The organism is Actinomyces sp. Z16 (genome assembly GCF_003111765.1).
Lineage (GTDB): Bacteria > Actinomycetota > Actinomycetes > Actinomycetales > Actinomycetaceae > Actinomyces > Actinomyces glycerinitolerans.
In genome coordinates, this window is record NZ_CP027862.1 from 1357781 (window position 1) to 1384668 (window position 26888).

Annotated in this window: 26 protein-coding genes; 8 read left to right on the forward strand and 18 right to left on the reverse strand. The window is 69.1% G+C overall.

Annotation, left to right across the window (positions count from 1 at the left end):
• Positions 1-163 precede the first annotated feature (163 nt).
• Positions 164-1531 carry an MFS transporter gene (locus C3B71_RS05610; protein ID WP_073327093.1) on the reverse strand — a complete coding sequence of 456 codons (1368 nt, stop codon included), beginning with the start codon at positions 1529-1531 and terminating at the stop codon, positions 164-166.
• Between the two features lie 174 nt (positions 1532-1705).
• Between C3B71_RS05610 and C3B71_RS05615 the strand changes: the two genes are divergently transcribed.
• The 4 genes from C3B71_RS05615 to C3B71_RS05630 are packed head-to-tail and all read left to right on the forward strand — an operon-like array spanning position 1706 to position 4628.
• Entirely contained in the window at positions 1706-2353 is a 648-nt protein-coding gene (locus C3B71_RS05615) for a bifunctional 4-hydroxy-2-oxoglutarate aldolase/2-dehydro-3-deoxy-phosphogluconate aldolase (RefSeq protein WP_073327091.1), read from the forward strand.
• Entirely contained in the window at positions 2350-2925 is a 576-nt protein-coding gene (locus C3B71_RS05620; protein WP_108966687.1) for an AAA family ATPase, read from the forward strand. The genes C3B71_RS05615 and C3B71_RS05620 overlap by 4 nt, the downstream gene beginning before the upstream one ends.
• 29 nt (positions 2926-2954) lie before the next feature.
• Positions 2955-3794, forward strand: a complete 840-nt coding sequence (locus C3B71_RS05625; RefSeq protein ID WP_108966689.1) for a shikimate dehydrogenase family protein — start codon at positions 2955-2957, stop codon at positions 3792-3794.
• 45 nt (positions 3795-3839) lie between these two features.
• Positions 3840-4628 carry an SDR family NAD(P)-dependent oxidoreductase gene (locus C3B71_RS05630; RefSeq protein WP_108966692.1) on the forward strand — a complete coding sequence of 263 codons (789 nt, stop codon included), beginning with the start codon at positions 3840-3842 and terminating at the stop codon, positions 4626-4628.
• 83 nt (positions 4629-4711) lie between these two features.
• Here the strand turns inward: C3B71_RS05630 and C3B71_RS05635 are convergent, their stop codons facing one another.
• From C3B71_RS05635 to C3B71_RS05690, 12 genes are all read right to left on the reverse strand, one after another.
• Positions 4712-5524 (reverse strand): sugar phosphate isomerase/epimerase family protein, encoded by an 813-nt coding sequence (locus C3B71_RS05635; RefSeq protein WP_108966694.1) that lies wholly within the window; start codon positions 5522-5524, stop codon positions 4712-4714.
• A 99-nt stretch (positions 5525-5623) separates the two neighbouring features.
• On the reverse strand, positions 5624-6607 hold the full coding sequence (locus tag C3B71_RS05640) for a Gfo/Idh/MocA family protein (RefSeq protein WP_108966696.1): 984 nt from the start codon (positions 6605-6607) through the stop codon (positions 5624-5626).
• The gene (locus tag C3B71_RS05645) at positions 6604-7491 is read right to left on the reverse strand and encodes a sugar phosphate isomerase/epimerase family protein (protein WP_108966698.1); all 888 of its coding nucleotides are present in this window, start codon (positions 7489-7491) and stop codon (positions 6604-6606) included. Before C3B71_RS05645 ends, C3B71_RS05640 begins: the two co-directional genes overlap by 4 nt.
• A 3-nt stretch (positions 7492-7494) precedes the next feature.
• On the reverse strand, positions 7495-8031 hold the full coding sequence (locus tag C3B71_RS05650) for a VOC family protein (protein ID WP_108966700.1): 537 nt from the start codon (positions 8029-8031) through the stop codon (positions 7495-7497).
• Positions 8028-9026 carry a substrate-binding domain-containing protein gene (locus C3B71_RS05655; RefSeq protein WP_108966702.1) on the reverse strand — a complete coding sequence of 333 codons (999 nt, stop codon included), beginning with the start codon at positions 9024-9026 and terminating at the stop codon, positions 8028-8030. The genes C3B71_RS05650 and C3B71_RS05655 overlap by 4 nt, the downstream gene beginning before the upstream one ends.
• Complete coding sequence (locus tag C3B71_RS05660) at positions 9001-9999, reverse strand: Gfo/Idh/MocA family protein (RefSeq protein WP_108966704.1); 999 nt, start codon at positions 9997-9999, stop codon at positions 9001-9003. Before C3B71_RS05660 ends, C3B71_RS05655 begins: the two co-directional genes overlap by 26 nt.
• Positions 10000-10414: 415 nt before the next feature.
• Entirely contained in the window at positions 10415-10759 is a 345-nt protein-coding gene (locus tag C3B71_RS05665; protein WP_073327078.1) for a HepT-like ribonuclease domain-containing protein, read from the reverse strand.
• On the reverse strand, positions 10746-11051 hold the full coding sequence (locus C3B71_RS05670; RefSeq protein ID WP_073327077.1) for a nucleotidyltransferase family protein: 306 nt from the start codon (positions 11049-11051) through the stop codon (positions 10746-10748). Before C3B71_RS05670 ends, C3B71_RS05665 begins: the two co-directional genes overlap by 14 nt.
• Before the next feature lie 32 nt (positions 11052-11083).
• Entirely contained in the window at positions 11084-11737 is a 654-nt protein-coding gene (locus C3B71_RS05675; protein WP_234416125.1) for a DapH/DapD/GlmU-related protein, read from the reverse strand.
• 4 nt (positions 11738-11741) lie between these two features.
• On the reverse strand, positions 11742-12761 hold the full coding sequence (locus C3B71_RS05680) for a zinc-binding dehydrogenase (RefSeq protein ID WP_108969607.1): 1020 nt from the start codon (positions 12759-12761) through the stop codon (positions 11742-11744).
• Positions 12762-12921: 160 nt separating this feature from the next.
• Positions 12922-13734, reverse strand: a complete 813-nt coding sequence (locus C3B71_RS05685) for an ABC transporter ATP-binding protein (RefSeq protein WP_108969610.1) — start codon at positions 13732-13734, stop codon at positions 12922-12924.
• A gap of 39 nt (positions 13735-13773) precedes the next feature.
• Positions 13774-14838 carry an ABC transporter substrate-binding protein gene (locus C3B71_RS05690; protein ID WP_108966706.1) on the reverse strand — a complete coding sequence of 355 codons (1065 nt, stop codon included), beginning with the start codon at positions 14836-14838 and terminating at the stop codon, positions 13774-13776.
• A 24-nt stretch (positions 14839-14862) separates the two neighbouring features.
• On the opposite strand from C3B71_RS05690, the gene C3B71_RS05695 reads away from it, so the two are divergent.
• The 4 genes from C3B71_RS05695 (at position 14863) to C3B71_RS16390 (ending at position 20000) form a co-directional block, all read left to right on the forward strand.
• Complete coding sequence (locus C3B71_RS05695) at positions 14863-15879, forward strand: FecCD family ABC transporter permease (protein WP_108966708.1); 1017 nt, start codon at positions 14863-14865, stop codon at positions 15877-15879.
• Positions 15876-17039 (forward strand): FecCD family ABC transporter permease, encoded by a 1164-nt coding sequence (locus tag C3B71_RS05700; RefSeq protein WP_083565249.1) that lies wholly within the window; start codon positions 15876-15878, stop codon positions 17037-17039. The genes C3B71_RS05695 and C3B71_RS05700 overlap by 4 nt, the downstream gene beginning before the upstream one ends.
• Positions 17040-17172: 133 nt before the next feature.
• Complete coding sequence (locus C3B71_RS16385) at positions 17173-18492, forward strand: hypothetical protein (protein ID WP_234416127.1); 1320 nt, start codon at positions 17173-17175, stop codon at positions 18490-18492.
• Complete coding sequence (locus C3B71_RS16390) at positions 18489-20000, forward strand: multicopper oxidase domain-containing protein (RefSeq protein WP_234416128.1); 1512 nt, start codon at positions 18489-18491, stop codon at positions 19998-20000. The genes C3B71_RS16385 and C3B71_RS16390 overlap by 4 nt, the downstream gene beginning before the upstream one ends.
• An 8-nt stretch (positions 20001-20008) precedes the next feature.
• On the opposite strand, the gene C3B71_RS05710 is transcribed toward C3B71_RS16390, so the two are convergent.
• From C3B71_RS05710 to C3B71_RS05730, 5 genes are all read right to left on the reverse strand, one after another.
• Positions 20009-20872: a helix-turn-helix transcriptional regulator gene (locus C3B71_RS05710; protein ID WP_108966710.1), complete on the reverse strand. Its 864-nt coding sequence runs from the start codon at positions 20870-20872 to the stop codon at positions 20009-20011.
• Between the two features lie 83 nt (positions 20873-20955).
• A complete protein-coding gene (locus C3B71_RS05715) occupies positions 20956-21633 on the reverse strand; it encodes a GNAT family N-acetyltransferase (protein WP_234416130.1) in 678 nt (225 codons plus the stop codon).
• Between the two features lie 389 nt (positions 21634-22022).
• Positions 22023-23126 (reverse strand): ribosome small subunit-dependent GTPase A, encoded by a 1104-nt coding sequence (rsgA, locus tag C3B71_RS05720; protein WP_073327066.1) that lies wholly within the window; start codon positions 23124-23126, stop codon positions 22023-22025.
• Positions 23126-24544: a 3-phosphoshikimate 1-carboxyvinyltransferase gene (gene aroA / locus C3B71_RS05725; RefSeq protein ID WP_234416131.1), complete on the reverse strand. Its 1419-nt coding sequence runs from the start codon at positions 24542-24544 to the stop codon at positions 23126-23128. Before aroA ends, rsgA begins: the two co-directional genes overlap by 1 nt.
• Positions 24545-24549: 5 nt before the next feature.
• The gene (locus C3B71_RS05730) at positions 24550-26721 is read right to left on the reverse strand and encodes an NADP-dependent isocitrate dehydrogenase (protein WP_234416208.1); all 2172 of its coding nucleotides are present in this window, start codon (positions 26719-26721) and stop codon (positions 24550-24552) included.
• Positions 26722-26888: the final 167 nt, after the last annotated feature.

Here is a 26888-nt window from a genome sequence, read left to right on the forward strand (position 1 = left end):
TAATCGTCGGTGCGGAGAACTGCATCCGGACGCTCGGCCAAGTCGAGCGGGTCCTTGAATGAGCCTGCTGCTGCACCGACACGGGTGAGGGGAGCCGGGCTGGTGGTGGCTCGGCTCCCCTCGGTGGTTCGGGATCATGAATCAAACGGATTAGCGCAAGCGTTCAGGCCCTCTTCTCGCCCTCGACCACCTCGCGGTCATCCATCGCAACGGTGGCGCGCGGCGTCTTCGAGCCGGTCTCGGGGATCGTGAAGTAGATCAGCAGGCAGATCAACACGATGACGCTCATGTAGATCGGGATCCAATTCGGGTGGCCGGCGTTGATGAACGCGGTGGCGATGAGCGGCGCGGTGCCGCCCAGGGTCGCGATGACGAACTGGTGCGCCACCCCGATGCCGGAGACACGCAGCGAGGCCGGGAAGAGCTCCGCCTGGATCGTCGGGTAGACAGCCTGCCAAATACCCAGGACGACCCATCCGCTGGCGGCAACGGCGACGTAGACGCCGAATCCGGGATATTTGAGAGCCATCATCAGGGGGTAGAAGAGGAGAACCATGCCGATGGTGCCGATGATCGGGAAGATTAGGCGCCGCCCGATGCGATCGGAGAGCCAACCGCAGAAGGGCACGACCATGACGAGAATGCACAGGCCAATCACCGAGCCGGCAAGAGTCGAAGTCTTATCGCGGCCGGAGGTGAGTTCCGCGTAGGTGGGCAGGAAGGTCGCCCAGGTGTAGTAGGCGACGGCGGGAGCCGATAGGGCGGCGGTCTGGAGCAGCTGCTTGGGGTAGTGGCGCAGGAGATAGCCGACGCGCCCCTTCGAAGACTTCTTGTTGGTCTTCGACTGCGCCTCGTATTCAGGGCTCTCGTCGGAGTGAGTACGCAGAAGAAGCCCGAAGATGCCGAGGATGCCACCGAAGATGAAGGGAACGCGCCAGCCCCATGCGTCAAGAGCCTCGGGAGAAAAGGCCGCAGTCGACAGGGCGGCCGCGCCGGTGGCGGCGAGAGTCGCCAGGCCGGAAGCCGTGTTCGAGAAGGAGCCGTACAGGCCGCGGCGGTTGGCCGGAGCATGCTCGACCATGAAGGAGATCGCCGACTGGGCCTCGCCACCGGCGGAAATGCCCTGCATGACACGGGCGATGACGAACAGGATCGGGGCGGCGACGCCGATGGTCTCATAGCCGGGCGTCAGGCCGATGATCAGCGCACCGAGGGCCATGCCCGACACCGACAGCGTCAGGACGATCCGGCGACCGAAGCGGTCCGCGAGGGGCGAGATGATGAATCCGGACATCGGTCGGATGATGAAGCCGATCGCGTAGGTCAGGAAGGCGGCCAAGAGGGAGGCGAGTCGGGAATCGCTGGGGAAGATGTGCGGCGCGAAGATGGCCGCCATCAACCCGTAGACGTACCAGTCGTACCACTCGACGAAGTGGCCGACCGTTCCGGCAATGAGGTTGATGGTGTGGGGCCGAGCCGATGCCTGAGCGGTAGGCGTCGGCTCAGCGACCGCAGGTGGGTTCGTCGACATTGAGAGCTCCTGGTGGATGTGGGGCAGCGGCATTCGGAGAGGGCAGCGGTGCACGACCCGAACGCAAGGCGAGTGCGCCTTGCCGCTATGAGACCGATTGCTGAGATCGGTTGCAATGAGCGTACGCATCGTGCCATGATCTTGTCAACCACATCACCACCACGGAGGACAAAGATGTTCAAGAAGCTCGCTACCCTCAACACGATCCACGACTCGGGCGCAGTGCTCATCGTGCGCCTGCCGGAACTCGACAGTGCGGAGCGGGTCTGCCACGCCGCCATCAAGGGCGGGTTCCACGCGCTTGAAATCCCCCTGACCGTGCCGGGGGCCATCGGACTGATCAACCGCCTGTCTGAGCAGTACGGCGCGGATGGAGTCGTCGTCGGAGCCGGAACGGTCCTTGATGGTTACGCCGCGTACGACGCGATCTCCCACGGAGCCTCGTTCCTCGTGAGCCCGCAGCTCAACCCTGAGATGATCCGAGTCGCCAACCGCTACCAGATCCCGACCATCAGTGGGGCCTTCACTCCGACGGAGGTTGTCAACGCGGTCGAGGCCGGAGCGGACGTCGTCAAGATCTTCCCCACGGAGAACAACGGGATCCCCTTCGCCAAGGCCCTCCTCGCCCCGCTCGGCCAGGTCGCCGTTCTTCCGGCCGGCGGCGTCACGGCCGACAACGTTAAGGACTGGTTCGACCTGGGGGTACTCGCCGTCGGCGTGGGCTCCGCAGTCACCAAGGCCTGGCAGCATGACGGCGACTTCACCCGAGTCACCGACGCGGCCCGTACCTTCATGGCAGCTGTCGAGGCGGTCGATCGGTGAGCACGCCCACTGTCTACATCATCATCGGCACGGCGGGCTCAGGTAAGTCATTGCGGGCCCGGCGAATCGCCCACCACCTGCACGCCGCCTATCTGGACAAGGACGCGATGAGCGGCCGCTTTGTGGAAGCGGGACTGGTCGCTGCCGGCTACGAGGCCGGAGATCGGGAGTCGAATGACTACTACACCACGACGCTGCTGCCCCTCGAGTACGACTCCCTGCTCGACGTCGCCGGCCAGAACCTGCGCCTGGGCAACTCGGTCGTCCTCGATGCCCCGTTCAGTCCGTTCCTCGCCGACCCAGAGTTCGTCGCCTCGGCCCGTCGGCGCTTCGGCTGGCCAGCCGAGGCCCACATCAAAGTCATCCAGATCCACGTTGCGCCCGAACTGCTTAAAGCCCGCCTGCGCGCGCGCGGACTGGCCCGCGATGCCGCGAAACTCGCCGATTGGGACTCCTACTGGGCACAGCACGGCAACGTCACCTGCGCCTGGAGAGGCGTCGAACTGCGACAAATCCACAAGGACACCGACGAGGACGACGAACTCACCGACGACTCCAACCTCCTCATCTGATCCGCCCGTTCAACCTCAAGGAAGAGACCATGACACTCAGCGGAAACACCACGATCATCGCCCACCTGGGCTACCCCACACGCACCTTCAAATCGTCCCTGATCTGCAACCCCTGGTTCGACGCTCACGGCCATGACGTTTGCGTTGTGCCCATGGGCATCAAACCGGATGACTACCCCGCGTTCTTCCGCGCAGTCATGCGGCTGACGAATCTGCGCGGAGCTCTGGTCACCATGCCCCACAAGATCTCCACGATGGAACTCGTCGACGAGGTGACCGCCACCGCCGCCATCGCTGGCGCAACGAACGCCGTCCTCCTGCGCGACGATGGCACCACCATCGCCGACCAGTTCGACGGCGCGGGCTTCGTCCGCGGCATGCGCGGCAAGGGTATAAATCCTGAAGGCAAACGCGCACTTGTCGTCGGCAGCGGCGGCGTCGGCTCGGCGATTGCGGCCTCGTTGGCCGGAGCCGGTATCAGCGCGATCGCCCTGTCGGATCCGAACAACGCGGCCTCCGAGGCCCTTGGCGAGCGCATCCACAGTTACTACCCGAATGTGGAGCTGCGGATCGGATCGAACGATCCCGAGGGATACGACGTCGTCATCAACGCGACTCCCCTCGGCATGAAGCCCACCGACCCGATGTCGGTCGATGTCGATCGAATCGCGCCCGGGTCCTTCGTCGGCGACGTAGTGCTGAGCACCGACGACACCCCCTTCCTCCGGGCGGCAGCCGCGCGCGGCTGCACAGTCCAGGGCGGATCGACGATGCTGCTCGAGTTGATCCCGGCCTACCTCGAATTCTTCGGCTACCCCGGCGCGACCGCCGAGGAGCTGCGCGCCTCGGCGCATCACCTCTTCGCCTGACCCAGCAATGGTGGAAGTAAAACAAGGAAACGGAAGGAACGCACCATGAGAGCACTAGTCACCGGAGGCAGCAGCGGCATCGGAGCCGCCGCGTGCCTGCGTATCGCCGAGGCCGCCCTCGCTCGCGGAGAACAGGCCTGCGTGGCGGTATGCGGGCGAGAGAGGAATGACACCCAGGACCAGATCGCCCAGAAGATCACCGAGATGGGCGGCGAAGCCCTGATCCTGGTCGGAGACCTGCGTGACCCGGACACCGCGCAGAAACTCGTCGATGAGACCGTCAAGGCGTTCGGCGGCATCGATGCCCTAGTCGCCAACGCCGGGATCGCCTGCCCCGGGCAGATCTGCGATCTGAGCCTTGAGGACTGGGACGAGATGCTTGAGACGAACCTGCGCGGGGCGTGGCTCCTGGCCAAGGCGGCCTACCCGCACCTCAAGACGAGCCGGGGCGCCGCCTGCTTCACATCGTCGATGTCGGCGCAGCAGCCCCATGCGGGCTCCGGGGCCTACAGCCCGGCTAAGGCCGGATTGACGATGATGGCCCAGACGCTGGCCCTGGAGTGGGCACCCGACGGGATTCGATCGAACGTCGTCTCCCCGGGTATGACGCGCACCGGCATGACCGAGGCGATGTACACCGATCCCGAGATCAAGCGCAAGCGCGAGCAGATCATCCCCCTGGGGAGGATCGGCACCCCGATGGACGTCGCCAACGTCATCGAGTTCCTCATCAGCCCGCTGGCCGGCTATGTGACGGGGCAGGACGTCTGCGTTGACGGAGGCTTCTCGAAATCTATCCTCTCGACTATCCCCGGGCGGCCGAGCTCGCGGTGATCGTACGGGCAAGACGTTGAGGGTGGGTACCTCCTACGAGGAGGTACCCACCCTCAAACTTTGAGACACGTGTTCGGTCCTCGTCAGGCTAGGTCCCTCCACCCGAAGTCGGCGAGATCTTTCATCGCCTGTCTGAACTCGCTCAGAGGATCCTCCTCACGAATGATCTCCAGGACGACGTTCTCGATACCGCAAGTCTGCGCAACCGCGGTACCTAGCCCGTGCCAGTCGATGACACCGGTGCCGATCGGGTCGTGTCCCCACTCGTCGAGGCCCGTATCGGAGATGTGGATCAGACCGATCGCGTCATGGTGCTCATTTAGTCCTGCGACAGGGTCCTCTTCGATGAACGCGGCATTGGCGACGTCATAGACGATCCTTAACGCATCATCGTCAAAGTCCTCGACGACGCGGGCCATCTCTTCCAGAGTCGGGGTGAAGCAGTAAGGGGTGTTCTCCATGAGGAGCCTGACGCCCGCATCCCTTGCGACGGGGATCAGCACCCGGAGGCTCTCGTACAGCCAGTCGTACACACTGCTCAGAGGTGGAGAGATCATCGGGCGCCGGGTGCCCGGCGAGATGACGACCTCCCGCGCGTCGATCTGCGTCGCCAATTCGATGACGGTCGTGATGTGGTCGATGCTCTTGCGCCTCATGCTCGCAGCCGGACTGGCCAGATTCAGGTCGTATCCGCCCGCATTGAGTGACCTGACCGACGCCTCGTTCTCAGCCAGGCAGTCGATCAGGGCGGCGCGCGCCTCGGTCGGCATCTCGAGGGGCCAGCAGTACGGGGAGCTGATCGGGAACTCGAACTCCCGGTATCCCTCTGGGATCAATGCCCGGATCGAATCGAGGGCACTTCCCTTCCACAGATATGAAAAGGTGTTGATAATCATGGAACTCCTTCTTCGCTCCTGCTGCGTTACAGGGCGCATACACCATCGCCGCCCAGCCAGATTTCCGGGGACGAGGCCGCCCGGCCAGCTGTTGGCCGGTCACTTCTTGGCGTGGCTGCTCCAGACACGACCGGGCTGCTCATCGGTCGGCAGTCCGCTGACTTCGAGGATGCGTTCGAGCAGCTGCTGGGTCTTCACCGCCTCCGTCCCCGAGACCAACGGGACGCCACGGTCCCGGACGCGATCGAGGAAGTGGTGGACGGCGCCGGCGAATCCCATGGTCTCGGTGGCCGTGGCCCAACCGAAGTTCTCAGGGGTCATCTCGCGCAACGAGGTGCCCTCCGGACGGGTGATCGTCACCGAGTCGGGGGCGACCACAGATGCGGACGTCATCTGCCCGTAGGCGTCCAGCCTCTCATTCCAGCCACCCGCGTTGCGCGCTCCGACGACGACGCCGGTATGCCCGTTGTCGAAATGGATCAGCGCCGAGATCCCATCCTCCTGCCACTTGTCCTCTCCGGTCGCATAGGCGGTGACCTCGACGGGCTCACCGCCGCAGAACCAGCGGACGAGGTCAACCATGTGAATGGCGTTCTCGAAAGTGGCACGGTATTCGGATCCCGCGCGGTTCTTCTGAGCGACGCAGAAGCTTGCACCGGTCTCACCGAAGGAATCGTGCGCAGCGGCATATACCGGGGCGAAGCGGCGGTTGAAGCCGACCTGGAGGATACGGCCGTTCTTCTCGGCGGTCTCGGCGAGCATCTGCGCGCCGGCGGCGGTTGTGGCCAGAGGCTTCTCGCAGAAGACGTCGACGCCCGCTTCCAGCGCGGTCTTGGTCATGGCGAGGTGTTCGGAGCGGGGGGTCAGGATGAAGACCGCGTCGAGTTCCTGGGCGTCGAGCGCTGCCTCAAGTTTCGGGTAGGCGTTCTGGAAGCCCCAGCGGCGCTTCACCGGTTCGGGGTCGGGGAGAATGCTGACTAGTGCAGCCATCTCGACGTCGTCGCGAGTGACGAGCGTCGGCAGCTGAGCGATGGTGGCGATATTGCCGTGGCCGACGACGCCGACGCGAAGAGCGTTGCTCATGCGTTTGCCTCCTTGAGAATCTTGTTGAGATTGATAACGGACTGCGCGAAGCCGACGGCGGGTTCGGGCAGGTCTTGGGGGTGCCAGCGGTATTCGTATTCGAGCGATAGAGCGCCGTCGTAGCCGGTCGCGATGAGTGCGCGGAGGATCTCGGGCCAGGGGAGTACTCCTGTACCGACCACGCGCGAGCGCACGGCCCGTTCATTAGCCTCGACGCGTGCGGTTCCCGCGGCGCGGAAAGGGGCATCGGGATCCTTGAAGACGAGGTCCTTAACGTGGACGTGGCCGATGAGATCGCCCTGCACCGCGAAGGCCTCCTGCCAGGTCTCGTCGTGGGTGAAGGTGAGATTCGCCTGGTCGTACAGGACGCGGACACCGGCGTCGTTGACCTCACGTACGAGCTTGGCGGTGTCGGCGGCGGTCTGGGTCATCGTGCCGAAGTGGTTCTCCACGCAGAGTACGGTGCCGGCGGCGCGCGCCTTGGGCCCTAGAACCGCCAGCGCCTCGCGCAGTCGCGCCCAGTGCGCCTCATGGTCGGTGTCCCCAGGATGCCAGGAGCCCGCGTAAACACGGATTGCCGTGGCTGCAAGCGTGTGTGCGGCGTCGATGCAAGCCCGGAACTCGTCGATCCCCGAGTTCCACTCGGCGTCGTCGAGGCTATTGATGGAGGTGGTGTAGGGGGTGAGCCCGATAATCGGCACGCCCTCACCGTCGGCGATGCGGGCGGCCTCGGCGGCGGCGCGCGGATCTGTCGTGGGTATACCGCTGGGGTAGTCGTCCTGGTAGATCACTTCGGCGGCGTCCAGGCCGGCGCCACGAAACAGGCGCAGAGCCCCTGCCAGGTCGTGGTCTGGCGTGCCCATGGTATGGCCGGCGATAATCACGGTTCATTGCTCCTTCGGGGAGGTCCAGTCGGCGGGGCCGACGAAGTGCGGGGGATTGGCGACGCGGGATCGGTCCACGAGTTCCATGAGGAGTCCCCACGGAGTGACCAGGTAAATCCAACGGTTTCCGGCGACCAGGGGACTGTCGGCTCCGACCTCCTTGCGCTCGCCGAGGATGCGCACCCCCTCAATGGTCTTCAGATGAGCCACGGCTGCATCTACGTCATCGACGACGAAGCACAGGTGGTGGCCGCCCCGGTCGCAGTGCCGGGGGTGTTCGGTGCGCTGGCCTTCGGCCTGCCATTCGAAGAGCTCGACATTGAGATTCGGAGGCAGACGGAGCATGGATAGGGTCAGGGACGCATCGTCGGGGACGTCGAAGTTCACGGACATGTAGTCCCCATCCGGGCCGCGCTGCGAGCGGTAGAGTTCCTCGGCGCCGAGCACTTCGACGAAGAAGTCCACGGCTTCATTGAGGTTGGGCACGGTGAAGGCGGCGTGATCCACGTACTGCAGACCGGGCATGAGCCGATCGGTCATGAAATCCTCCTTGTCGATGAGCGGATGAGCAGATCGGGTTCGAGCACCACGTGTTCGACCGGCGCGCCTTCCGCCACTCTCTGGGCGACGGCCAGGGCGGCAGCACCCATCTCCGTGATGGGTTGGCGCACTGATGTGAGCGGGGGGTTGAATGAGGCGCCCAGCGGCAGTCCGTCGAAGCCGGTGACGGAGATGTCCTCGGGAACGCGAATCCCACGCGTGCCGAGCGCGCTGATGAGCCGAAATGCGACGAGGTCGTTGCCCGCGATAAGGGCGGTGGGACGCTCCTGCATCACCAGGATCTGGTCGGCTACGGACTCGCCGAGGTCGGCGCCCGGGGTCGCGGACAGCTCGCAGGGCACCAAGCCGCGTTCCTTGGAGAGGGTGAGATATGCCTGACGCCGATCGGCTGCGGTGCGAGTGCCGGCAAGTCCCGAGACGTATGCGATCGCCGTATGCCCGAGTTCGCAAAGGTGCTCCAACGCCAGGGCGATTCCCCGCGCGTTGTCGAGGCTGACGGTGGAGACCCCGTCCGTGCCCTCGCCCCGGTCGATTATGACGCCGTGGCGTCCGAATCCGGCGATACGAGCGCCGTCGGGGTACTCGTGGGAGTAGGGTGCGATGATCGCGAAGGGGGCGTACATCGATCGCATCGCCTCGAGATAGCGCGTCTCTGCCGTGGGGTCGTTGCCGGTGACGCACAGGACCAATTGGTATCCGCGTTCATCAGCGGCAGCCGTCATGGCTTTGGCCAGCTCCGCGAAGTACGGGTTGGTGATGTCGGGGACGAGGAGGGGCACCAAGGTGCTGGTCTTCGTCCGGAGGGCCTGGGCCAGGGGACTCATCTTGTACCCCAGTTCCTCGGCCACGCGGAGCACATGCTCGCGGGTGGACTGCTTGACGGCTTCCGGACGCGAGAATGTGCGTGACACGGTCGATCGGTGAACACCGGCTGCTGCTGCGACATCGTCAATGCTCGGGGTGCTGCTTGTCATTGCTGTCTCCTCGTCGGCTGTAGTCATAAGCCAGCCAGATCAGAGACATGGTCTTCTCGAGATCATCAATCGTCGGGAGGCCCTCGAATCCACGATCCAACCGCTCGGCGACATTATCGACGAACACGGGGTACAGCGGATCAGAGTCGACGTCGAACTCCGAGGTCTCGGTTGCCCCGCCTGCCGAGGTGAAGGAGGCGCGTCCATCGGACCAGATGCTCGCCGTTCCGTGCGTGCCGATGCGGACGTAGGAACAGTGCCGCTTGAGCGGAGAGGACGGGAAGGCGTATCCCGTTTCGATCGTCGCGATGCGCCCGTCGCGGGTGCGGATCGTCATCGCGGAGTAGTCCTCGACGCCGGTGCCGTGCAGTGCCGATGACATCGCGGCGACGACTGAGGGGGCCTCGGCCTGCGCGGATTGAAGGAAGAGGTCTACGAAGTGGGGAGCGAGGTTGACCGTGCAGCCGCCACCGGACTGGGCGGCGTCAAGCATCCAGGGGCTGGCTTCCTCATAGCGCGAAGGAGGACCGGCGATGAACTGCACCGACTCGTACACCGAGCGACCGGCCTTTGACAGCCACAGGTCGACGGGACCTCCCCGCTGGACCAAGGGAATTGCGATCGGGACGTCGGCGGCCTTGGCGGCGTGCTTGATGTTGCGTAGTTCATCCCGGGAGACACCTGCGGGTTTTTCGACGACGATCGCGACCCCGCGCTCGATGAGAGCCAAGCAGGCCTGTTTCATCTGCGAGTGTGGAACGAAGACATAGGCGAGATCGATGTCTGTCGACTCATCGATCATCCGGCGCCAGTCGGTGTAGACGGGCGCTCCCCACAGATTCGTCAGGTCTTGGACCAGCCGGGTGTCCGGATCGGACAATCCGATGACGTTGTGCCGGACAGCGATTCTTTCGGCATACAGGGGTACATGCCAATGGGAGGCTCCCAGAACAAGGGTTCGGGCCTTGTCCATATGTCATCACCATGCCTTCGGTTGGTGCCGTGGGGCTCAGCGCATGGACCTGCGAGGGTTACCGGCGGCCGGGCAGGAAAGGTCGTACAGCTCGACCGACACCGCGATCGCTCCTCTTCGAGATCGATTGCTGAGATCGGTTGCATTAAGGATAGTCATGCTCCTCCAACAGTGTCAACACGTTGAAGACCAGCAGTCTCCGCGGGTGTCGTCGCGTCTCTATGTCTCATGCCTCAGCGAGGATCGCTCCGACTCCGGCCCCGGCGCTCACGCCGCGGCGGCGCGCTCAGCACGCTCGAGCAAGAAGGTGTTTGAGCGCTTGGTGTCGGTGGGTTCAGCCCGCCACACTCCCAAATACGAAGAGCCGGCTTAAGCTCGCTAGGTTACTGGCACGCGTACGACAAGGACTGGCTGGCTAACGATGCTCGGCGCTGAGGAGCTTGTCCAGGCGCTGGGCCAAGTCGGGCAGGTCGCGCTGCGCGGTCGTGACGAGCACGTCAATGTCGATCGACCAGTATCCGTGGATGATCCGGTTGCGCAGACCGATGGGGCGATGCCAGACAATCTCTGGATGGGCCTCACGAAAACCCCGGGAGACCTTGTTTGCCGCTTCGCCTAGTACCGTATAGTTCCACATCAGCGCGTCGGTCCGCAGCGGATCAGCGGTGATCTCCTCGGTGCTGAAGTGTCCGATGACCTGGTGTATCCGTGACACGGCGTCCCGCATCTCGTGAAGGAAGAGATCGTCAGGCCGCGGCATAGAGTGTCTCCGCGTCGGCAAGAACCTGCTCTCGGATGAGTGGGTGTAGGGAGCGGCGGGAGACCAGATCCACCGGCCGTCCGAACAGGGTGGCGAGTTCGTCGGACAGGTCTTCGATCTCCCATCCGAGGCTCCGGCCGGGCTGAAGCTGGTAGAGCAGGTCGACGTCGCTGGAAGAACTGGCCTCTCCACGCGCAACCGACCCGAAAACATCCAGGGTCGCGATGCCGAAGCGCTGACACAATTCGCCAAGACGCTTCAGATCAACGTCGGAAACTTCTGCGATCGTCATACACCCAGTCTACGAAGTACTCCAACAAACCGTCATTGCGTATCCGACTCCGTTTTCACCTCGCGCAGTACCCGGGCGGGCACGCCGCCCACCACAACGCCCGCGGGCACATCCCGGGTGACCACCGCCCCGGCGGCCACGATCGCACCGGCCCCGATACTCACCCCCGGGCAGACGACGGCGCCCGCCCCGATCCACACGTCGTCGCCGATGCTGATGGGGGCGGGCAGCAGCGTGCCGCGCTCGGCCACGGGCTCGGCATGGTTGAGGGTCGCCAGCACCACGCGATGGCCGATCAGCACCCGGTTGCCGATGCTGATGCCGCCCTGGTCCTGGAAGCAGCAGCCGGCGTTGATGAAGACATTGTCTCCGATGTGAATGTTGCGGCCGAAGTCCGTGTGGAACGGGGGCACCAGGCCCAGCGTCCGGTTCACCGGCGTGCCGGTCAGGTGCGCGAAGAGCTCCTGAACCTCGGCGGGGGAGTGGTAGGCCCCGTTGAGCTCGGACGTCACCCGAAGGGCCTCCTGCATCGTCCGGCCGGAAACACCCTTCAGCGGTGAGTCAGACGTGATCGGCAGTCCCGCGGCCGTGTGGGCCACAAGGTCCTGCGGGCCGAGGGCGGCGCCGCCGCCGGGCTGCATGCCCGACGACGGCGCCGCGTCCGGCGGTTGAGCCGCGGATGTCATCGGCTCAGACCTCGAGCAGGACCTTGATCTCGCGGCGCTCGTCCATGGCCTTGTAGCCCTCGGCGGCGTCGTCGAGCGGAATGCGGGTGGTGAAGACCTTGCCGGGGTGGATTTCATCGGCCTGGATGCGCTTGATCAGGTCGGGCAGGAAGCGGCGCACCGGGGCGGGGCCGCCGTGCAGGTGCACCTCGGCGAAGAACAGGCCGGTGCCGTCGATCTGCTGATCGTGGCCCACGCCGACGAAGCCGACGTAACCGCCGGGCCGGCAGGAGGCGATGGCCTGGTCCATGGAGACCTGGTTGCCGACCGCCTCGACCACGCCGTGGGCGCCGTAGCCGCCGGTCAGCTCCTTGACCTTGGCCGCGCCCTCCTCACCGCGCTCGGCGATGACGACGTCGGCGCCGAACTCGCGCGCCAGGGCGGCCCGGTCCTCGTGGCGGGAGAAGGCGATGACCTTCTCGGCGCCGAGCGCCTTGGCGGCCAGCACCGCGGACAGGCCCACGGCGCCGTCACCGACGACGGCGATGGTCTTGCCCGGTCCGGCCTCGGCGGCCACCGCACCGAACCAGCCGGTGCCCAGCACGTCGGAGGCGGCCAGGTAGTCGGCCAGGCGGTCGGGGTCGTCGGGCTCCCCGCCGGGTACGGCCACCAGTGAGCCGTCGGCCAGCTCCACGCGCATGTACTGCGCCTGGGAGCCGGTGTAGGAGCCGGCGTTGGCGCAGCGGGACGGGTAGCCGGCCTGGCAGATCTCACAGGTGCCGTCCGAGAGCATGAAGGAGCCGATCACGAAGTCGCCGACCTTGAGGGTCTTCACCTCGTCGCCGGCCTCCACGATGGTGCCGACGTACTCGTGCCCCATGGGGCGGTTCTCCACCGGCTCCAGGCCCCGGTAGGGCCACAGGTCGGAGCCGCAGATGCAGGCGGCAGCCAGCTTGATGACGACGTCGGTGGGCTTGACCACGCGGGGCACCTCCACGTCCTCGACGACGACGTCGCCGGGGGCGCGCATGATGACGGCGCGCATGGTCTCGGGCAGAGTTGTGGCGGTCACGAATACTCCTCGATTCGGGATGATGCGGGCGGACAACCCGCATCGGTTGTTCCTCGCCGACAAGGTTAAAACCGTCCCGGCGTCCGTCGCCAGGTATTGCCAGTGCCTGGCGACACGCCGCCGCGCCTGCCGACTATTGCCTCCTGCGCGGCAGCGGCAGAACCAGCGGGGTGCCCGTGAGCGGGTCCGGGGTCACGTGCACTTCCAGGCCGAACACCTCCTGCACCAGTTGCGGGGTGACCACCTCCCGCGGGGTGCCATTGGCCATAATGCGGCCCGCGCGCATGGCGATGATCCGATCCGCGTAGCGGCACGCCTGGTTCAAATCGTGCAGGACCGCCACGATTGTGGTGCCCAGCTCGGCGTTCAGCTCCCGGCACAGCTCCAGCACGTCCACCTGGTGGGCCAGATCCAGGTAGGTGGTGGGCTCGTCCAGGAGCAGCACGTCGGTGCGCTGGGCCAGCGCCATGGCTATCCACACCCGCTGCCGCTGCCCGCCGGACAGGGAGGCGACTCGCCTGCGGGCCAGGTCGGCCACATGCGTGCGCTCCATCGCCGCCGTCACCGCCTCGTCGTCCTGCTCGGACCACTGGTGCAGCAGCGACTGGTAGGGATAGCGGCCGCGGGCCACCAGCTCGTGCACGGTGATGCCGGTGGGGGCGATCGAGGACTGGGCGAGCATGCCGACCCTGCGGGCGAAGGACTTCGGGCGGATGTCGGCGGCGTCCTTGCCGTCGAGCAGCACCTGCCCGGCGGTGGGGGCGAGCACCCGGCTGAGCGCGCGCAGCAGCGTGGACTTCCCGCAGGCATTCGGCCCCACAATCATGGTCACCGCGCCCGGCTCGACGCGCACGGTCAGTTCGTCGATGACCGGATGCTCGGGGTGGTAGGACAGGCACACGCCCCGGGCCTGGAGCACACTCCGGCCCGGGGCGGTCTGGGCCATGGTCCGCACGGGGTTCGCGCTACTGCTCGTGAGCGGCGCTCATTTCACCGTCTGGGTGACGGTGTCCAGGACGAAGCGGGCCGCCGTCGGGCCGGCGTTGAGGTAGAAGGGGTCGTCCTCCACCTGCACGGCCTGGTCGGCCTGCGCCGCCGACAGCGTCGGCCACAGCGACATGCCGGTCAGCTCCGTCTCATCCCCGCCCTGCACGCCGAACAGAATCCAGTCGGCGTCGGCCTGGTCGAGCTGCTCCTCGGAGATATCGACGGAGGTGTCATCGGTGAAGGTCTGCGTGTCCGGGCGGGCCACGCCCATATCGGCCAGCACCGAGCCGGCGAAGGAGACGGCCCCGAAGATGCGGGTGCGGTCGCCGTTCTTGCGCAGCAGGGACACGGTCACGCTATCGGCGATGCCCTCACCGGAGGAGGCGGCATCGGCGTGGAAGGCCTCCAGCCACGCCTGGGCCGTTTCCGGCCTGCCCAGGGCGTCCGCCAGCAGCAGGAAGTCCTGCTTCCAGTACTGGCCGGTGCCCTGCGTGGCCACGGTCGGGGCGATCTCGCTCAGCGAGCCGTACAGGGACTCGGCGTCCTTGCCCGCGATATTCATCAGGATCAGGTCGGGAGAGAGATTTGCGATCGCCTCCACGCTCGGCTCGGTGCGCGAGCCCACGTCGGTGATCGCCGCCAGCGCGTCGGCGTCGTCGGGGAAGGCGGTAGGCAGGTAGTCGGGGACGGTGCCGGCCCCGTCGCCGGAGGTGGCGCCGACCGGGACGACGCCGAGCGTCAGGGCGGCATCCAGCTGGCCGGTGGAGATGATCACGACCCGTTCGGGCGCGGCCTCGATGGTGGTGTCCCCCAGGAAGTGGGTGACGGTGCGGGGGAATACGTCGTCGCCCTGACCGGAGCCCATGCCGTCGGGAATCGCGGTGGGCACGGTGGCGTCCGCCGCGGTGGTACTGGCCGCCTCCCCGGCTGCGGTGGAGGCGTCTGCCGACGCCGAGCCGGTCGCGGTGGAGGTCGTGGAGCCGGAGCAGGCGGCGAGGACGGGGACGGTGACGGCGGCGCCGAGCACGCCCAGGGCGGTGCGGCGCGAGAACAGAGAACTCATACGGTGAGGCTATCCTAAAGAACTATGTTCCGTGCAAGTGGCCTCCGTCCCCTCGCCCTGGACGCGGGGGCGCTGTGCGGCGGCATCGGCGTACTCGTCGCACTGTGTCTGCTCAGTCTCGCCGTCGGCTCCCGGCCGCTCGGCCTCGCCGAGGCCTGGGAAGGGCTGCGCGCCCACGACAACACGGTCGCCTCCCTCATCGTGTGGCGGCTGCGCCTGCCCCGCACCGCCCTCGCCGTCGTCACCGGAGCCGCCCTGGCCGAGGCCGGAGTGGTGATGCAGGCCCTGACCCGCAACCCACTGGCCGAGCCCGGCATCCTCGGCGTCAACGCCGGCGCCTCCCTGGCGGTGGTGTTGTCCGTCTGGCTCGGCGGCATCACCACCGTGTCCGGCTATCTCTGGTTCGCCTTCGCCGGTGCGGCACTGGCCGCCGCCCTGGTTCAGCTCATGGCCCGTCGCAGTGGGGAGGCCGGCCCGGCTCGGCTGGTGCTGGCCGGCATCGCCCTGGGTGCGAGCCTGAACGCCATCACCGGCACCATCACGATGTACGACACCAGCGCCTTCGACTCCTACCGCTTCTGGGTGGTGGGCGCCCTCGAGGGCCGCGACGCGACGCTGCTGGCCTGGGTGGCCCCATTCCTCGCGGTCGGGCTTGCCCTCGCTCTCGCCTCCGGACACACCCTCAATGTGCTGACCCTGGGCGAGGAACAGGCCGCCGCGCTCGGCGCCCGGCTGGGACGGTCCCGGATGCTCGCCCTGGCCGCCATCACACTGCTGTGCGGGGCCTCGACGGCGGCGGTGGGCCCCATCTCCTTCATCGGGCTGGTGGTGCCCCATGTGTTGCGACTGGTCCTGGGGGCCGATCAGCGGCGGCTGCTGGCGGCCTCCCTGGTGGCCGGGCCGATACTGCTGCTGGCCGCGGACATCGTCGGCCGACTGGTCATCCGCCCCGACGAACTTGAGGCGGGCGTGGTCACCGCCTTCATCGGCGGGCCGGTGCTGCTGGTCATGGTGCTGCGACGTGGGGAGACGGCCGGATGAGGGCGCGGGGCAACGGTGCGGGGGCGTCACGCGGCCAGGCGGCGCGTTCCGCGGGCTTGCGCACCGTCGCGGGGCCCGATGCCGACACGCGGGCCGCGCATGCCGTGGGCCCGCCCGCCGGGCGTCTCCTGCTGCGCCCGGGCCCGGGCCGCAGCCTGATGGTGCGCCGTCGCGCCCTGGCGGTGACGACGGCGCTGGTGGCAGTAGCCGCCGCGGTCGGCGCCTACACGCTACTGACCGGCGCATATGAGTTGTCCGCCGCAGACGCCCTGCGCGTACTTGCCGGCGGCGGCAGCGAGCTAGACCGGTTCATCGTGTTGGGGCAGCGGCTGCCCCGCGTGGTCGCCGCCGCCCTGATCGGGGCCATGCTGGCGCTGTCGGGCGCCATCTTCCAGAGCCTGTCCCACAACCCACTGGGCAGCCCCGACATCGTCGGCTTCACCACCGGCGCCACCACGGGCGGCCTGCTGGTCATTCTCGTGTCCGCTACCTCCTCCACCGCCACTACCGCCCTGGGCACCACCGTCGGCGGCTTCGCCACCGCCGCGGTAGTGGTGATGGTGGCCATGCGGCGCGGCGGGGCCGGCGAGAACCTGGTGCTGGCGGGCGTCGCCCTGTCCCAGACCCTCTCCGCACTCAACGACTACCTGCTCTCGCGCGCCACCATCCAACAGGCCGAGGTGGCCCGTGCCTGGCAGTACGGGTCCCTGAACGCCATCACCTGGGCGCAGGTGCGGCCGCTGATCGTGGGGGCCGCCCTTCTCATTCCACTTTCCGCCTGGATGGGTCGGCCCGCCGCGGTCCTGGAGCTGGGCGACGACGCCGCCACCTCCCTCGGGCTGGGCGTGGGGCGGCTGCGGGCCGCGATGGTCGGCTACGGGGTGGTGCTCGCAGCCGTGTGCGTGGCCGTGGCCGGCCCCATCGGATTCCTGGCACTGGCAGCACCCCAGTTGGCGCAGCGACTGGCCCGGACGGCGGGGCTGACGCTGTCCGTCTCCGCCGCCATGGGCGCCGCGCTGCTGGTGGTCGCCGACCTGCTGGCGCAGCGGCTGCTGGCACCCTTCCAGATCCCGGTCGGTTTGCTGTCGGCCGCCTGCGGCGGGCTGTACCTCATGTGGCTGTTGGGGCTGCGCGGGGCGACCGACATCGGTGGCAGGTGAGGAGAACCGCGGCGGCATGCGCGTTCGCATCGTGAGGGACGTCGGTCGATACGGAGACTCTTCATGCGCACGTTCATGCGGCGAAGCTGTCCTTGGATTGTCGCGGCCCACCCGATTTATTACGGTAGTCGACGTGAAAAAGAAGCTGGGTGGTACGCCCGACGGCGGCCGCCCCGATGCCGGGCGGACGGGCACAGACGGGCGAGCCCGCACACCCAGGCCTCATCGCCGTCGCCGCACTCAGGTCCGCCGCAATGCGGTGGTGCTGGCCTGGCTGGTGGTCGCGGCTGCGCTCGCGGTCGGCGTCATCGGCGGGCCGCTGGCGGCCTGGGGCACCTGGCTGCCGCTGCACGCCCTGTTGCTCGGCGGCATCGGTTCGGCGATCACCATCTGGTCGGCCCACTTCGCCGATACCCTGCTGCACCGCCCCGCGCTCGGCGGCGCCGGGCTGCTGGACGTGCGCCTGCATGCCCACAGTCTCGGTGCCATCGCGGTGCTGGTCGGCATCACCGCCGGGCGTCCCGCCGTCACCCTGGCCGGGGTGACGGCGGTGCTCGCTTGCGCGCTGTTGGGTGTGGCTGCGATCGGCGTCCAATACCGCCGCGCCCTGGCACCCAGGATGGCGCCCCTGGTCTTTCATTACCTGGCCGCACTGAGCCTGTTGGGAATCGGCGCGGTCCTGGGCTACCTCACCTCCTGGGCCGACCGGCGCGGTACCGCCGCCCTCGCCGACACCTACTACCTCGCCCACACCACCACCATGCTGCTCGGCTTCGTCGGCATCACCGTGCTGGGCACGCTCACCGTGCTGTGGCCGACCATGCTGCGCACCCGCATGGAGCCGACCGCCGCCCGCTGGGCGACCCGGGGACTGCCACTCCTCGTGGCGGGCGTCGCCATAACCGCCTGCGCGGGCCTGTGGCGTATGGCGGCGGGAATCGGCGTGGTCGTGTACCTGATCGGTGCCGCCGCCGTGGTCCTGCCCGCCGCGGTGACGGCCCGGCGCGTGCCGCCCACCTCCTTCGCCACCATGAGTGCGGCGGCGTCGGTGGGCTGGCTGCTGGCCTGCGTGGGCTACATCGGCACCGGTATCGTCCTGGCCGACGACGTCGCCGCCGCCCGCGAGGTCATCCACACCGTCCGGGTGGCCCTGGGCGCCGGATTTGCGCTGCAGATTGTGGCCGCCGCGCTGAGTTACCTCACCCCGGTCATGCTGGGTGGGGGCCCGGCCGCCGCCCGCGCCACCAACGCCATCCTGGACCGGGCCGCCGCTTGGCGGGTGGTGACGGCCAACGGTTGCCTGCTGATCGCCGTCGCCCAGATACTGCCCGAGGCGGTGCGGCTGGCCGCGGCGGTCGTTGCCGGCGCCGTGGCCGGCTACGTGCCGGTGGGCATCGCCCTGGCGTTGCGGCGGGTGTTGCGCGGCGAGAAGCACGAGGGAGGACGCCCGTGAATGATCGCGCCGAAGACGACGCGGACCGTCCCCAGGCGGCTCCGGCGTCCCGCGGTGGCGTCGGCATCCCGCAGGGGCGCGCGGCCGTGACCGCCGGCACCGCTCCCGCCGTCGGCCGTGGCCAACGTCGAGCCGACGCCGCCCCTCAGCCCCGCCTGGATCGCCGCGGCGTGCTCCTGGGCCTGCTCACCACCGGGGCGGCCGTGGCCACCGGCGCCGGCATCGCCGCCTGGCGGGCCACCCGCACCCCGTCGGCGGAGGCCGGTCCCGTGGCCGTCACGGGGCGGACCACCACCGTGACCGTCGCGGTCGAGGGGATGCGCTTCGTGCCCGACACCGTGGACGTTCCCGCCGGCAACCGGCTGGTGATCACTCTGGACAACACCGGTGACCAGGTCCACGACCTCGTGCTCCAGCTAGACGACGGGACCACCGCCTCCACCGGCCGCGTCCCCGCCGGCGAGACCGGCAGCCTCGATGCCGGTGTCGTCTCCGGCCTGCTGGAGGGCTGGTGCTCCATCGCCGGGCACCGCGCCCAGGGCATGGTCTTCCACGTCACCGCTGCCGGGCAGGCCGCCGCTTCGACTACGGCGACTGCGCTCGGGGCGGACGACGCCGTACCCGATTACGCCGCCGCCCTTCCCGACGATGTGGAGCCCTTCGACGCCGTGCTGGCGCCCGCCGACACCGCCACCACCGTCCACGAGCACACCTTCACCGTCACCGAACAGGCCATGTACGTGGGCGGCGGCGTCACCCAGCGGCGGATGACGTACAACGGGCAGGCGCCCGGCCCGGTGCTGCGCGGTCGGGTCGGCGACACCTTCCGCATCACCCTGGTCAATGAGGGCTCCATGAGCCACTCGATCGACTTCCACGCCGGCGTCATCTCCCCGGACGCGCCCATGCGCTCCATCGACCCCGGCGACTCGCTCGTGTACGAGTTCACCGCCCAGCGCTCCGGCATCTGGCTGTACCACTGCTCCACCGCCCCGATGAGCGTGCACCTGGCCTCCGGCATGCATGGTGCCGTCATCATCGACCCGCCCGGGCTCGCCGTGGCGGACCGGGAGTTCGTCATGATCCAGTCCGAGCTCTACCTCGGATCCGAGGGCGGAGAGACCGACGCGGACAAGGTGGCCGCCAAGACCCCCGACCTGCTGGCTTTCAACGGCATCGCCTTTCAGTACCGCGACCGGCCGCTGACGGCGAAGCCGGGGGAGCGGTTGCGCTTCTGGGTGCTCGACGCCGGGCCCTCCCTGCCGACGTCCTTCCACATCGTTGGGCTGCAGTTCGACCAGGTCTTCCACGAGGGCGCCTGGACGCTGGGCGGGCCCGACGACGTCGGCGCCGGCTGGTCCGGCGGCAGCCAGGCGCTCGGGCTGCAGCCCGCCCAGGGCGGCTTCGTGGAATGCGTGCCGCCGGCCCCGGGCACCTACACGCTTGTCACCCACGCCTTCGCCGACATGGAGAAGGGCGCGATGGGCTACCTGCGGGTCACCGGCTGAACTCTGGACTATCGGCTGACCACGGTTTCAACAGGCCGGTGTTCGGCCGATGCGGCGGCCTGGGGTACGGGCGGCTCGCCGGTCGGCGTCGTCGTGGCTGCCCGTGCCATCACGTGACAGCCGTCGGCACACAGTGGGATGACCGAGAATGTCGGCGCCCCCGTGCCTGCCTCGACGGCATCCGCGGCGCCGCCGTCCGCGCGGTCGGCGGAGGCGGGGCCGCCCGTGTGCGGGCGGGCGAAGCGCTCGTTGAGGAAGCCCTCGTGCATGCGGCACACCAGCCGGTGCGGCGGCCGGGAGGCGGTCAGCAGCGGGCACGCCTTGAGGGTGATCTGCTCGCCGTCGAACTCGGGGGCGAAGCCCATATGCGACAGGTGCGGCAGCATGGCGGTCAGCCGCGTCGTCGACGTGGCAGTCGATGCCGCGGAGGCGGCGGCCTGCGCCGTCGGGGCCGCGGGCTCATCGGGGAGCAACTGAGCCCAGCGCCGGCCGATCGCCTCTGCCCGCCGGCGGGCCTGCTCACCGTCGCCGAGCTGCTCGACAATCGCATCCAGCAGGGACAGGTAGGAGCCGACCACCTGCGCCGGATCGGGGCCGGCCGGTGCGTAGCGCAGGGCGGGGCGACCTCGCCGCCCTGTGGGGGCAGCGGACACCGCCACCAGGCCCGCCTCCACCAGGGCGTCCAGGTGCTCGCGCACCGTGTTGTGGTGCAGCTCGAGACTCCGGGCCAGCTGCGCCGCCGTGACCGACCGGCCTGACTCCTCCACCGCTGCCAGTACGCGGCGGCGCGCCGGCGACAACTCGGCGCGTGCCGACAGGTCGGTCCAGGCGGAGCGGGGAAGGAGAGCCCCGGCAGTCGGGGAAGCGGACATGTGTTCAGACTAACGTCCGCCGCCGCAGGGCAGGGAGGAAACAAGGCGCCGAACCGGGCACGTTTTCGCCGCGACTGCGGCCGTTACCGCCGCGGACGCGCAGGGCGGGTCAAGGCCCAGTAAACCGGCAGCGGCGGGGCGTCGAGCGTCGCCGCCAACGAGAATCCCAGGCGTTCGTACAACCGTCGCGATGCCGGCGTGGTCGACTCCAGGTGTGCGGCCACGCCGTCGGCGTCGACGCGCTCCAGGCCGTGGCGCAGCAGCGCCGTGCCCACGCCGGAGCCGCGGGCGCCGGGAGCGACGGCGAGCATGTACAGGTACCAGTACGGCTGCGGCGGCTGGGCCGACTCACACTGGGCCGCATCTAGCAGCACCAGCTCCCAGGCGCCGCCCAGCAGGTCCAGGTCGACCCCGTCGAGTGGCTCGGAGCCGAACGGTCCCGTGGCATGTCGGTCCTGGGCGGGCGCATCCCACAGGGCGACGCCGAGCAGCCGCTCGTTCGGGGTGCCGGCGTCAGCCACCGCCAGGTCGACGTGCGCACCGGCCCGTTGAGAGGCGTCGGGGGAGAGATAGTGAGCGGTCAACTCGCAGCGGTGCAGGTGATCCAGGGCCGCCACCGGCTTCGGGGCCCGCGCGGCGATGGTGCGCATGAGTGGATCTGCGGTGAACACCTCGGTGAGTAGTTTGGCCACTGCATCCAGGTCCGCTGTCCCGCCGGGGCGGATAACAGGGCTGCTGGTGCTGACTGGCATGCGGGCCATGGCTGCTTTCCTCTCCCTGAGACCGGCACGAGTAACACCCAGAGACTAGAGGGGCTCGTTGTGTTTGCGGGTGTGGGGGCCGTCTGCTACGCCACTTCACCGTCAGCAACGCCACTTCGGGGTTAACAACGCCTGTTAACGGTCTGCTGAAGGCTCCTGGGGTATACAGCAGACCGTTAAGTAGCGTTGTTAACGTCTGACCGGCGTAGCAGACACCCCCACCCACCACACTCCCGACCCGTCCGGTCGGTTCCGTGCACATCAGGTGCAACTGGCGGAGATGTCCCTGGCCGAACTGGACCGTCATCCACGCCCGACCCGCCATTTCCGGAACTCCGGTCTCGCTCGCACAGCGCCGACTCGGCTGTGCAGCTCCAGTTCGCTCCGGCTCACCGGCGGTGCGCCGTCGGGGTCGTGGGGTCCTCGGCCTCCAGCGCGGGGGCGAGTAGACGTCGGAAGGAGTCCACCCGGGCCCGACGCCGCTCACGCTCCGCCGGCTCCGGCGCGGCGTCGGCGACCCACTCATCCAGGGCACACTCGATAACGCCGGCCTCGTGCGTGCAGCCGCGCGGGCAGTCCTCGGCGACCTCGGTCAGATCCGGGAAGCCGCGCAGCACGTCCGCGCTGGACACGTGCGCCACCCCGAAGGAGCGCACCCCGGGCGTGTCGATCACCCAGCCGCCACCCGGCAACTCGAGTGCCTGCAGATTGGTGGAGGTGTGGCGCCCGCGTCCGGTGACCACATTCACCTCGCCGGTGACCCGGTCCGCTCCGGGCACGAGCGCGTTGATGAGCGTGGACTTGCCGACCCCGGAGTGTCCGACGAACACCGAGGTGCGCCCGCCGATCAGCGCGCGCACCGCCTCCACGCCGTCGCCGCCGGCGCGGGACGCCTCGGCCCGGCTGGACGGATCCAGTCGCGTTGACACCGAGCGCACGCCCAGCGGCTCGTAAAGAGCCAGCAGCGGGGCGGCGTCGGCCAGGTCCGCCTTGGTCAGGACCAGTAGCGGTTCCATGCCGGCGTCGTAGGCGGCCACCAGATACCGGTCGATCATGCGCGGGCGCGGCTCCGGGTCCGCCAGGGCGGTGACGATCACCAGCAGGTCGGCGTTGGCCACCACGGGCCTCTCCGTGCCGGCCGCGTCCCCGTCCTCGGCGCTGCGGCGCAGCAGGGTGCGGCGCTCGTCGACGCGCACCATGCGGGCGAGGGTGTCCTTGCGGCCGGAGGTGTCCCCGACGACGGCGACCCGGTCCCCGACCACGACCTTCCCGCGTCCCAGCTCGCGGGCCTTCATCGCGGTGATGTCGCCGCTGCCGTCGGTGGTGAGAGCGGGGTCCTCCAGGCGGATGCGGTAGTGGCCGCGATCGATGCGGGTGACCATGCCGGGCACGGCGTCGGCGTGGGCGGGGCGCTGCTTGGTGCGGGGGCGCGAGCGCTTACCGGGGCGCACCCGTACCCGCGGATCGTCGGTGCCGATGTCGCGGCGTGCCATCAGCGCCCCTCCCGGTCGGCCAGCAGCTTCGCCCACAGGGCGGGGAAGTCGGGGAGGGTCTTGGCGGTGCAGGCGATGTCGTCCACTTCGATTCCGGGGACGCCCAGGCCGACGACGGCCGCGAAGGTCGCCATGCGGTGGTCTGCGTAGGCGCGCAGCCGGGCCGGATGCAGGTGCACCCCGGTGGGCAGCGCGTCGATCTCCAAACCGTCGGCGGTCTGCCGAGCCGTCCCGCCGATGCGGCTGATCTCGGTGGTCAGTGCGGCCAGGCGGTCGGTCTCGTGCCCGCGCAGGTGGCCGATGCCGCGCAGGCGCGAGGCGTGCCCCTGCGCGGAGGCCAGGGCCGCCAGCGCCGCCACCGTCGGGGTCAGCTCCCCGACGGCGGACAGGTCGGCGTCGATTCCGTGCAGTTCGCCGGTGCCGACCGCAGTCAGTGTCAGCGAGCCGTCCGCCTCACGGGCCTGCTCGACGGCGCCGCCCAGATCGGGCAGCAGCCACCGCCAGGCGTCGCCCGCCTGGGTGGTGTGCGCCGGCCAGTGACGTACGCCGACACGCCCGCCGGCCACCAGCGCCGCCGCCAGGAATGGGCCCGCGTTGGACAGGTCCGGCTCAATGACCAGCGTGCCGCCCCGCGGCGCGCCCGGGTGAACCGTCCAGGTGCGTGCACCCACGGGGGCGCCGGCGTCCGGCTCGTCCACGGCGATGCCGCGTTCGCGCAGGAACTCCACGGTCATGGCCACATGGGGCAGGGACGGCACCGGCCCGGTGGGGGTGACGGCCAGGCCGCCGGGCAGCAGGCACCCGGCCAGCAGCAGCGCGGACAGGAACTGGGAGGAGCCGGAGGCGTCCACGCTCACCCGGTGCGGGGCCTCGGGGCGGGCCGGGTCGGCGGGGCGCAGCGGGCCTCCGCCGCCGGGGCCGACGCGCACGGGCAGGAAGCCGGGATCACCAAGGTAGCCCACCTCGGCGCCGAGCGCGGTCAGGGCGTCCAGCAGTGGCGCCAGTGGGCGACGGCGGGCGGCGGCGTCGCCGTCGAAGACCACGGGTGCGTCGGCCAGGGCCGCCAATGGCGGCACGAAGCGCATCACCGTTCCGGCCAGACCGCAGTCGATACGGGCCACCCAGTCGGCGCCGGCGCGGACCGGGAACGGGCGCGGCGCGGGCGTGACCCGCAGGACGGCGTCGGCGCAGGCACCGGAATCGTCAGGAAGTTCCTCGAAGCGGGCCCCGAGCGCTGTTAGGGCGGCGCGCATGAGTTCGGTGTCGCGGGAGCGCAGGGCACCGCGCAGCGTCGTCGGGCCCCCCGCCACCGCCGCCGCCACCAGGGCCCGGGCCGTAAGCGACTTCGACCCCGGCAGGTCTATGACGGCATCGAGCGGCCCGGAGGCGGCAGGCGCCGGCCAGGGGGCAGCATCCACCGCACTCACAGCGCGTCGACGATGGCGTTCAGGGCCGCGCTCGGACGCATGACGGCGTCGGCCAGGGCCGGATCGGGCAGGTAGTAGCCGCCCAACTCGACCGGGTGCCCCTGCACCGCCACCAGCTCGGCCTGCACCTGCTCATTGACCGCACCCAGCTGTTCGGCCACGGGCGCGAAGCGCGCGGCCAGGTCGGCGTCGGCCGTCTGTGCCGCCAGCTCGCGTGCCCAGTACAGGGCCAGCCAGGCGTGGGAGCCGCGGTTGTCGATGCCGCCCAGGCGGCGGGCGGGGGAGCGCTCCTCCTGCAGCAGCGTGGTGGTGGCCGCGTCCAGGGCGTCGGCCAGCACCGTGGCGCGCGCGTTCCCGCTCACCTGCGCAACGTGCCGCAGCGCCTCCGCCAGCGCCAGGAACTCACCCAAGGAGTCCCAGCGCAGGTAGTCCTCTTCAAGCAGCTGGCGCACGTGCTTGGGGGCGGAACCCCCGGCGCCCGTCTCGTACAGGCCGCCGCCGTTCATCAGCGGCACCACCGACAGCATCTTGGCGCTCGTACCGACCTCCAGGATGGGGAACAGGTCGGTGTTGTAGTCGCGCAGTACGTTCCCGGTCACCGAGATCGTGTCCTCGCCGCGGCGCGCCCGCTCCAGCGACAGGCGGGTGGCCGCCACCGGGTCCAGGATCCGGATGTCCAGGCCGGTGGTGTCCTCATCGGCCAGGTAGCGCTCCACCAGGGAGGCGATGGTGCGGTCATGGGCGCGTTCAGGATCCAGCCAGAACACGGCCGGCGCCCCGGTGGCGCGCGCCCGCACCACGGCCAGGTGCACCCAGTCGCGTATGGCCGCGTCCTGAGCCTGGCAGGCGCGCCAAATGTCCCCGGCCTCGACGGCGCTGGACAGCAGCACGGTGCCGGCCGGCTGGCCCGTGCCCGCGGTGACGACGACCTCGACGGTGCCGTCGGCGGGGATCAGGAAGGTCTTGTCGTGGCTGCCGTACTCCTCGGCCTTGCGGGCCATCAGCCCGACGTTCGGCACCGAGCCCATCGTGCGCGGGTCCAGGGCGCCATTGGCCTTGCAGTCCTCGATGACGGCCTCGTACACGCCGGCGTAGGAGGAGTCGGGGATGACGGCGAGGGTGTCGTCCATGGAGCCGTCGGCATTCCACAGCTTGCCGCCCGCGCGGATCATGGCGGGCATGGAGGCGTCGATGATCACGTCGGAGGGCACGTGCAGGTTGGTGATGCCGCGGGTGGAGTCCACCATGTTCAGCCGTGGCCCGGCCGCCATCTCCTCGCGCAGGCTCGCCCGGATCCGCTCACCCTCGGGCAGGTCATCCAGACCCGTCAGGATCGAGGCCAGCCCGTCCTCGGCGCGCAGTCCGGCGGCCGCCAGCACCTCACCGTAGGTGTTGAAGGTCCGGGGGAAGAAGGCGCGCACAACGTGCCCGAAGATGAGCGGGTCGGAGACCTTCATCATGGTGGCCTTCAGGTGCACCGACAGCAGCACGTCGTCGGCCTTGGCGGCGGTGTTGGCCCGCGCCAGGAACTCATCCAGCGCCCGCGCCGACATGAAGGTGGCGTCCACCACCTCCCCGGCCGTCACCGGCAGCTCCTCGCGCAGTACCACCGGCTCGCCGCCGTCGGCGGGAACCAGCCGGATCTGCACGGTGCCGGCCTCGGGAACCACCACGGAGCGCTCGTTGTGACGGAAGTCGTCGGCATCCATCGTGGCCACGCGCGTCTTGGAGTCCGGACTCCACGCGCCCATGGAGTGCGGGTGTGTGCGCGCGTAGGCCTTGACGGCCTGCGGGGCGCGGCGGTCGGAGTTGCCCTCGCGCAGCACTGGGTTGACGGCGGAGCCCTTGACGGCGTCGTACGCCTCGCGCACCTGCCGCTCGGCGTCGGTGGCCGGCTCGTCGGGATAGTCGGGCAGGTCGTAGCCCTTCTCGCGCAGCTCGGCGATGGCGGCCTTGAGCTGCGGCAGGGAGGCCGAGACATTGGGAAGTTTGATGATGGTGGCGGCCGGGTCCTGGGTGAGAGCGCCAAGCCGGGCCAGGTCGTCGTCCGCCAGCCCGAAGGCGGCCAGAATGCGGCCCGCCAGGGAGATGTCCGCGGTGCCCACGCTCACGTCGGCGGCGCGGGTGAACCCCTTGATGATGGGCAGCAGGGAGCGGGTCGCCAGCATCGGCGCCTCGTCGGTCAGCGTGTAGATGATGTCGGGCGTCGCGGCGGGGGCGCTGTTGGCGTTCTGGTCTGTCACCGGTCGTGTTCCTTCGTGTTCCTCAAGGTCGGCTGGGGGCTTGGCCCGTGTCCCCGGCGTCGGCCGGCGGGGCTCTCGCCCCCGAGGGTAGC